At 69.4% G+C, this 7785-nt stretch carries 6 protein-coding genes and 1 pseudogene; all 7 read left to right on the top strand.

Annotation, left to right across the window (positions count from 1 at the left end):
* Positions 1 to 230: pseudogene (locus tag ACXAID_RS14415) on the top strand (1-phosphofructokinase); the annotation flags it as partial.
* Positions 231 to 253: 23 nt separating this feature from the next.
* Positions 254 to 2263: a PTS fructose transporter subunit IIABC gene (locus ACXAID_RS14410; RefSeq protein ID WP_421458884.1), complete on the top strand. Its 2010-nt coding sequence runs from the start codon at positions 254 to 256 to the stop codon at positions 2261 to 2263.
* 52 nt (positions 2264 to 2315) lie between these two features.
* Positions 2316 to 2573: an HPr family phosphocarrier protein gene (locus ACXAID_RS14405; protein ID WP_421458885.1), complete on the top strand. Its 258-nt coding sequence runs from the start codon at positions 2316 to 2318 to the stop codon at positions 2571 to 2573.
* A 252-nt stretch (positions 2574 to 2825) separates the two neighbouring features.
* Positions 2826 to 4172, top strand: a complete 1347-nt coding sequence (gene mycP / locus ACXAID_RS14400) for a type VII secretion-associated serine protease mycosin (protein ID WP_475022894.1) — start codon at positions 2826 to 2828, stop codon at positions 4170 to 4172.
* On the top strand, positions 4169 to 5566 hold the full coding sequence (eccE, locus tag ACXAID_RS14395) for a type VII secretion protein EccE (RefSeq protein ID WP_475022893.1): 1398 nt from the start codon (positions 4169 to 4171) through the stop codon (positions 5564 to 5566). The genes mycP and eccE overlap by 4 nt, the downstream gene beginning before the upstream one ends.
* 25 nt (positions 5567 to 5591) lie before the next feature.
* Positions 5592 to 7190, top strand: a complete 1599-nt coding sequence (locus tag ACXAID_RS14390; RefSeq protein WP_475022892.1) for a PPE domain-containing protein — start codon at positions 5592 to 5594, stop codon at positions 7188 to 7190.
* Complete coding sequence (locus tag ACXAID_RS14385) at positions 7187 to 7528, top strand: YbaB/EbfC family nucleoid-associated protein (RefSeq protein ID WP_475022891.1); 342 nt, start codon at positions 7187 to 7189, stop codon at positions 7526 to 7528. The genes ACXAID_RS14390 and ACXAID_RS14385 overlap by 4 nt, the downstream gene beginning before the upstream one ends.
* Positions 7529 to 7785 lie beyond the last annotated feature (257 nt).

Genomic DNA, 7785 nt, shown 5'->3' with positions numbered 1-7785 from the left:
CCCCGCCACCGATCACGCCGCGCAGCACCGTCGGCGCCGGCGATTCGTCGCTGGCCGGCTACGTGCGCGCCGAGGTCGGCGGGGCGGTCCCGCCGCAGCGGCTGCAGATGGCCGTCGGCTACGGCAGCGCGGCGGCAGCGCTGCCCGGCACCACTCTGCCGACCCCGGCGCAGATCGACCTGAATGCCGTTCAGGTCTCTCCGATCTCACCGATTCCTGCCACGCACTGACAACGAAGGACGAGAGTAGATCCATGACCAGCTCCACCACCTCACCACCGATCATCACCCGCGATCTGGTCCTACTCGACACCGACGTCGAGGGTGACAAGCAGGCCGCCATCACCAAGCTCGTCGGGGCGCTGGCCGCCGCCGGGCGTACCCACGACCCCGACGGTCTGGTCGGCGCCGCGATGGCCCGCGAGGGCCAGTCGGCGACCGGGCTGCCCGGCGGCATCGCGATCCCGCACTGCCGCTCCCCCTATGTGGACACCCCGACCATCGGCTTCGCCCGGCTCTCGCCCGCGGTGGACTTCGGTGCGCCCGACGGCCCGGCCGATCTGGCGTTCCTGATCGCCGCCCCCGAGTCCGGCGGGCAGGACCACATGAAGCTGCTCACCGCGCTGGCCCGGGCGCTGGTGCGCAAGGACTTCGTCGAATCGCTGCGCAACGCCGGCAGCGCCGACGAGGTGGTCGACCTGGTCGACGACGTGGTCAACCCGAAGCCGGCCGGTTCGGACCAGGCCGCACCCGCGGCGGCGGCGCAGCAGCCGGCCGAGAAACGCGCCAAGCACCTGGTCGCGATCACCGCCTGCCCGACCGGCATCGCGCACACCTACATGGCCGCCGACGCGCTGGCCGCCGCGGCCAAGGAGGCCGGCGTCGAGCTCACCGTCGAGACGCAGGGCTCCTCGGGCAGCACCCCGCTGGCCGCCGACATCATCTCCGGCGCCGACGCGGTCATCTTCGCCACCGATGTCGGGGTCAAGGACAAGGGCCGCTTCGCCGGCAAGCCGGTGGTGGCCTCCGGGGTCAAGCGCGCCATCAACGAGCCGGCCAAGATGGTCGCCGAAGCCGTTGCCGCCGCAGACAATCCGAACGCGGCCCGGGTCGAGGGCTCGGGCTCCGACGGCGAAGCCGGCGGGGCGCCGGCGGGCAAGGTGGGCTGGGGTACCCGGACCCGCCAGATCCTGCTGACCGGCGTGAGCTACATGATCCCGTTCGTCGCCGCCGGCGGTCTGCTGATCGCGCTGGGCTTCCTGTTCGGCGGGTACGAGATCGCCGACACCGGCAACGACATCGCGTTGAACAACTCGCTGACCGACCTGCCCCCGGGTGGTTTCTTCCAGTACCTGGGCGCGATCCTGTTCGCCCTGGGCGGGCTGGCCTTCGGCTTCCTGGTGCCCGCACTGGCCGGCTACATCTCGTTCGCGATCGCCGACCGGCCCGGCATCGCACCGGGTTTCACCGCCGGTGCGCTGGCGGTGTTCATCGGCGGCGGCTTCATCGGCGGCATCGTCGGCGGTGTGATCGCCGGTTTCGCCGCGCTGTGGATCAGTAATCTGAAGGTGCCGCAATGGTTCCGGGGGCTGATGCCGGTTGTGATCGTGCCGCTGTTCGCCTCGCTGGCGGTCGGGCTGATCATGTTCTTCTTCGTCGGGCGGCCGCTAGCCTGGGTCAACACCAGCCTGACCGACTGGCTCAACGGGCTGTCGGGAACCTCGGCGATCTTCCTCGGCATCATCCTGGGCCTGATGATGTGCTTCGACCTGGGCGGGCCGGTCAACAAGGCGGCGTATGCGTTCGCCACCGCCGGGCTGGCGGCCTCGACCACCGCGTCGTTCGAGATCATGGCCGCGGTGATGTCGGCGGGCATGGTGCCGCCGCTGGCGATGGCGCTGGCCACCGTGGTGCGCCCGAAGCTGTTCAGCGAGCCGGAGCGGGAGAACGGCCGGGCGGCCTGGCTGCTGGGGGCGTCGTTCATCTCCGAGGGCGCCATCCCGTTCGCCGCGGCCGACCCGCTGCGGGTGATCCCGTCGATGATGATCGGCGGTGCGGTCACCGGCGGTCTGTCGATGGCGTTCGGCGCCACGTCGCGGGCCCCGCACGGCGGCATCTTCGTGCTGTTCGCCATCGAGAACAAGATCGGCTTCGTCATCGCCATCCTGGCCGGCATGCTCGCCGGCGCGGTGTCGGTGGTCGTGGCCAAGCAGTTCATCAAACCCGCGGCGGCCAAGGCCGAAGCCGAGTTCATCGCCGCCTGAGCACACCCCTTCCCACCACCCGAATCAGTCCCCACCACCCGAAGGAGAATCCATGCCCACCAAGAACGTCGTCGTCGGCTCGGCCATCGGCCTGCACGCCCGGCCCGCCGCGATCATCGCCGAGGCCGTGGTCAACGCCGGTGTCGGAGTCACGCTCTCGATGGACGGCGGTGAACCCGTCGACGCCGGCTCAGCGCTGATGATCATGACGCTGGGGGCGGGCAAGGGCGCCGAGGTGACCGTCGAGTCCGAGGACGAGGGCGCCCTGGCCACCGTGGCCGACCTGGTCGAGCAGGACCTCGACGCCTAACCCCCGTTTCCACGCCGAAACGGCATTCCAGCAGCGGAAGTGCGAGTGCGCGGCTGCCGGAATGCCGTTTCGCCGCTTCGGGGGTGCCAAGAAAGCGGAATGACCCCTCCCGAGGCACCCATAAGATTTCCTGGTGCTCTCGACACGTACCCTTGATACCAGTTTCCCTGCCGCTCCCGCGTGGGCGGCATGTTTGCTGGGGGCGCACCAGGGCAACAGGCACTGGGCGGGCGATTCGGGGGGTGAAGCTGCGTGCGCCGAATAGGTGCGCTGGTATCGGCGCTGTCGATGCTGCTGCTGGTCGCCCCGCCTGCCGGGGCGATAGAGCCTCCCACCATCGACGCCGGAGCCGTTCCGCCCGACGAAACCGGCCCCGACCAGCCGATGGAGCAGCGCCGGGTGTGCGCCGCTCCCACTGTCTTCCCAGATTCCAACTTCGCCGACCAACCGTGGGCCAGCAACTATCTGCGGCTGGCCGAGGCACACAACTTCGCCACCGGCGCCGGGATAACCGTGGCCGTGATCGACACCGGGGTCAACGGGTCGCCCCGGGTGCCGGCAGAACCCGGCGGCGATTTCGTCGACGCGGGCGGAGACGGCATGTCCGACTGCGACGCGCACGGCACCCTCACCGCGTCGGTGATCGCCGGGCGGCCCGCACCTACCGACGCCTTCGTCGGCGTCGCACCCGATGCACGGATTCTGTCGCTGCGTCAGACCTCCGACAGCTTCTCCCCGGTCGGCGCGCGCACCGATCCGAACAATCCCGACACCACCCAGACCGCCGGCTCGCTACGCAGCCTGGCGCGCGCCATCGTGCACGCCGCCAACCTGGGCGCCCAAGTCATCAACATCAGCGAGGCCGCCTGCTACAAGGTGACCCGCCGCATCGATGAGCGCGCAGTCGGCGCCGCGATCAACTTCGCCGTCAACGTCAAGGGATCGGTGATCGTGGCCGCGGCCGGAAACACCGGCCAGAACTGCACTCAGAATCCGCCGCCCGATCCTGCTGTGCCCGCTGACCCGCGCGGCTGGCAGCAAGTGCAGACGATCGTCTCCCCGGCCTGGTACTCACCGCTGGTACTCACCGTCGGCGCCATCGCGCCCAACGGCCAGCCCAGCGGGTTCTCCATGCACGGCCCGTGGGTCGGGGCCGCCGCGCCGGGAGAGAACCTGGTGGCGCTCGGTTACGACGGGAATCCGGTCAACGCGCTGCAGGGTGAGGACGGCCCCATCCCGATCAGCGGCACCTCCTTCTCGGCGGCATTTGTCTCCGGGCTGGCGGCCATGCTGCGCCAACGGTTTCCGGACTACACACCCGCCCAGATCATCAATCGGATCACCTCGACGGCACGCCATCCCGGCGGCGGGGTGAACAACCTCGTCGGCGCCGGCGTCATCGATCCGGTAGCGGCGCTGACCTGGGATGTGCCCGCCGGGCCGGCGACAATCCCCTATCAGGTCAACGAGATTCCGCCGCCGGCGTACGTGCCACCGCCGGACCGGACACCCATCACCTGGGTGGTGGTCATCGCGGCGGGCGTGGCGCTGGCGCTGGGCATCGGGGCACTGGCCAGAAGAGCTCTGAGGCGCCGATGAACCGATTCCTGGCCCTGTTCGGGCTTCGCTTCTCCATTGGTCATGCGCTATGGGCGGCGGCGCTGATCCCGGCGAGCATCCTGCTGTTCGCGCAGATGGACATGCTGTGGCTGGGCGTCACGCTGGGCGTGCTGATCGGTCTGGGGTCGCTGGTGACGATTCGGGGGCGGCGCGTCACCGGATGGGTCGCCGCACTGTTCGCCTGGCGCCGCAGACACCGCCAGCCGCCACCGACCCCGTCGGAACCTGCGGTGGGCGCCACCGTGATCCCCGGTGATCATGTGGCGCTGCGCTGGCAGGGCGATCACCTGGTGTCGGCCATCGAACTGGTGCCTCGCCCATTCACGCCGACGGTGATCGTCAACGGGGAAGCGCTGACCGACGACGTCCTCCACACCAGCTTCGTCGAGGAGCTGCTCCGTGCGTACTGCCCTGACCTCGAAGCCGACGTGGTCTCGTCGGGGTACCGGGTCGGCAGGACGGCACCGGCCGCGCTGGTGGCCCTCTACGAGCAGGTGGTGGGGCCTTACCCAGCGCCGGCCAACCGACGGACCTGGATCCTGCTGCGCGCCGACCCGGAACGGACGCGCAAGTCCGCCCTGCGCCGCGACGCCGGGGTGGCCGGCTTGGCACAGTATCTGGTGGCGTCGACGACGCGCGTGGCCGACCACCTGGCCAGCCACGGCGTCGACGCCCGGCCCGCGCGCAGCTTCGATGACTATGACAGAGCAACCGAGATCAGTTTCGAGCATGAAACATGGTCGATGATCAAGGGGCGCAGCACGTTCACCGCCGCCTATGTCGCACCGGGCGGTCCGGACGTGTGGTGGTCGGCCCGCGCCGACCACACCCTGACCAGGGTCCGGGTCGCCCCTGGCGAGGCGCCGACATCGACGGTGCTGTTGACGACGTTGGCCAATCCGTCCACGCCGCGGGGCTTTTCCTGCCTGTACGGCGGCCAGCGCGCGGCCCTGCTGGGTGAGAGCCCGGTGAGCGACCGGCACTACGAGTTGCCGGTCGGTTCGGCCGGGGTGCTGGTCGGTGAAACCGCCGACCGCTATCCGGTGTACATGCCGTTCGACGATGTGGACGCCAGTGTCAACCTCGGTGATGCCCGGTTGTTCACCCAGTTCGTGGTTCGTTCGGCAGCTGCCGGGGCGGTGATCACGTTGCTTCCGCAGTTCCGGGAGTTCGCGGGATACATCAACGCGCGGGTCGGCGAGGATGCCAAGGTGGTGTGGCCAAACGCGACGACGTACCTGGGTCCCCATCCTGGGGTGGGGCGAGTCATGTTGCGGCAGAACTTCATCGCGACACCGCGGCACAAGCAGCTGCCGATCCGGTTGATCAATCCGCGTGAGGAGAGCCGGTACCAGATGGTGCTGGAGGACTGAGGATTCACGATGTCGGGGGACATGCATGAGCGGTGACGAAGTACAGGTCGACCCGGGGGATCTGCAGCGGAAAGCGACGCAGATCGAGTCGTTGACGTGGCCGAGCCAGGCGACCCAGGCCGATCCGCGGGCTGCGGACGGACTGATGGTCGCCAGCACCGCGGCGACCTATCTCAGGATGAATGCCGAGGCCCTTTCGGCGCGCCAAGAGTACGGCCGCCAGGAAGGTCAGCGGCTGGCCCAGACGTTGCGCAACGTCGCCGATGCCTACGCCCAGATCGACCAGATGGCGGGCGAAGACATCGGCGGCACGATGGACGGTCCTGCGGCGCCGAGCGGTCCAGGCGCCACCGTTTTCCCCGAACCCGTCAGTCTGCCCGCCCCCACCGTCCCGGCAGAGATACCTGCGGGGCGAGAAGCTCCGGACGAGGCGTACCTGGACGTTCTGCAGGCTGAGAGCCTGCTCAATTCAGCAGACGATGGCAATTCGTTGCGGACGGCGGCAGAACTGTGGCGCGGCAACGGGGTCGCGCTGGAAGCATCCGCCCAAGAGTTCGAGGTGAACAGCACCCTGTGGGAAGGGGAAGCCGCCGACGCGGCCTATGCCAAGTTCAACGCCTACCGGGATTGGTTGATCAGCCTTGCCGAGTCGTGGAAGAACCTGGCCGGCGAGGCCGAGCGGATCGCCACAGAGCACGACAAGGCTCAGGATGCTCACCGGCCGATCGCCGAGGAATACCGCAGTCTGCAGGAGCAGGCCATGACCCAGCCGCCAACGACGGCGATGGCGACATTCGACAAGATGCAGAAGCTCCAGGTCTCGTCCGAAGAGGTCCGCGATTCGTACGCGTCCGGGGCGACTCCGAACCGGGTCGAGCCCGAAGACCCGCCCAACCCGGTGCTGGCCCGCATGCCTGTGACAGCCGAAGACCATCGCCGCGCTCGCCCGAACACCGCAGACGACGGCGACGAACGGCGACCCGGGACCCCCGGCGGGCAGCCGGGCAGTGGCCAGCCGGGCGCCGGCGGGGCACCCGGGTCAACACCCCAGGAGGAGGCCGCGGTCTCGCCGATGTCAGCGGCCGAGCAGGCCGGGCAAGGTGCCCCACAAGGGGCCTCACAGGGTGGCGGATCGCCCGGCGGAGGCCAGGGTGGTTCGCAGGGCGGATCTCCGGGCGGCACCCCGGGCGGAGCGCCCTCAGGGATGCCTGGACTGGGCAAGGGCGATCCGAAGCTCCCGACCGATCCGAGCTTGCGGCCGGCCGCCTCTGGTGGCGGCGGCGCCGGGGGCGGCGGAGCCGGGGGCGGCGGTGTGCCGTCGTCACCGCTGCAGCCTGCGGTTGGCCCGGAGACGGTCGCGCCGACTCCGGTCGCCTCGACCGGGACACCGGGTGCCGCGGCGGGAAGCTCCGGCGGTGGTGCCGTCGGCGGCGGCATGGGAGGAATGGCGCCGATGATGGGCGGTGCGCGCGGCGGCGGCGAAAGCGGGGACAAGAAGCGCAACCCGCAGCTGTCCGAGGACGAAGAGATCTACACCGAGGAGCGACCGCACACCGAACCGGTCATTGGATATCGGCCGCGCCGCCGCGGCGGATCCGACGATTCGAAGAAGGAGTCGCCGTGAGCGACGACATACATCCGGAAGTGGCGGCCGTCCTGCGTCAGGCAAAGCGGCTGCGGTCGTTGATGGATGAGCAGCTCGACAAGATGGCGAACGCATCCTTCACCGCCTCCGACGACACCGATACCGTCGAGGTCACCCTCAACGGGCACCACCAGCTTCAGGACGTCTACATCAAGGACGGACTGCTGCGGCTCGGGACCCAGGTGGTCGAGCAGCGCCTGAACGAGGCGCTGCAGAAAGCCAACGAGATCGCCGCTGCGTCGATCGACGCAGACCGGGAACGCATCGATGCGGTCGTCGCCGAGATCACCGCCGAAATGCCTGATGAGCGGCCGTGAGGGGGTGGGCGAGAAGCCCGCGAGGTGGATCGAGCAGCTGCGGATCTCGTCGCGCACATGCCTGGGCAGGGAGGAGCGGCTGGTTTGGCGCGAGCCGGGAGCCTGTGCATGCCGGTGACGCCAGAGGCGCGTGACTACGTATTTCATAGGGTTTTAGCCTGTGATTTGCGTACTGAAGGAGCGATAGTGGCGCGAAAACACAGTACGGCCGTCCCCGCCAGCCTGGCGTCGTATCCACTCGGCACATTCCGCCGGGC

Source organism: Mycobacterium sp. ABE4_509, assembly GCF_056160785.1.
This window is presented reverse-complemented; position numbering and strand designations above follow the sequence as displayed.

Coding starts and splice junctions, on each gene's coding strand:
- ACXAID_RS14410 (WP_421458884.1), top strand. CDS start 254: ATGACCAGCTCCACCACCTCACCACCGATCATCACCCGCGATCTGGTC.
- ACXAID_RS14405 (WP_421458885.1), top strand. CDS start 2,316: ATGCCCACCAAGAACGTCGTCGTCGGCTCGGCCATCGGCCTGCACGCC.
- eccE (WP_475022893.1), top strand. CDS start 4,169: ATGAACCGATTCCTGGCCCTGTTCGGGCTTCGCTTCTCCATTGGTCAT.
- ACXAID_RS14390 (WP_475022892.1), top strand. CDS start 5,592: ATGAGCGGTGACGAAGTACAGGTCGACCCGGGGGATCTGCAGCGGAAA.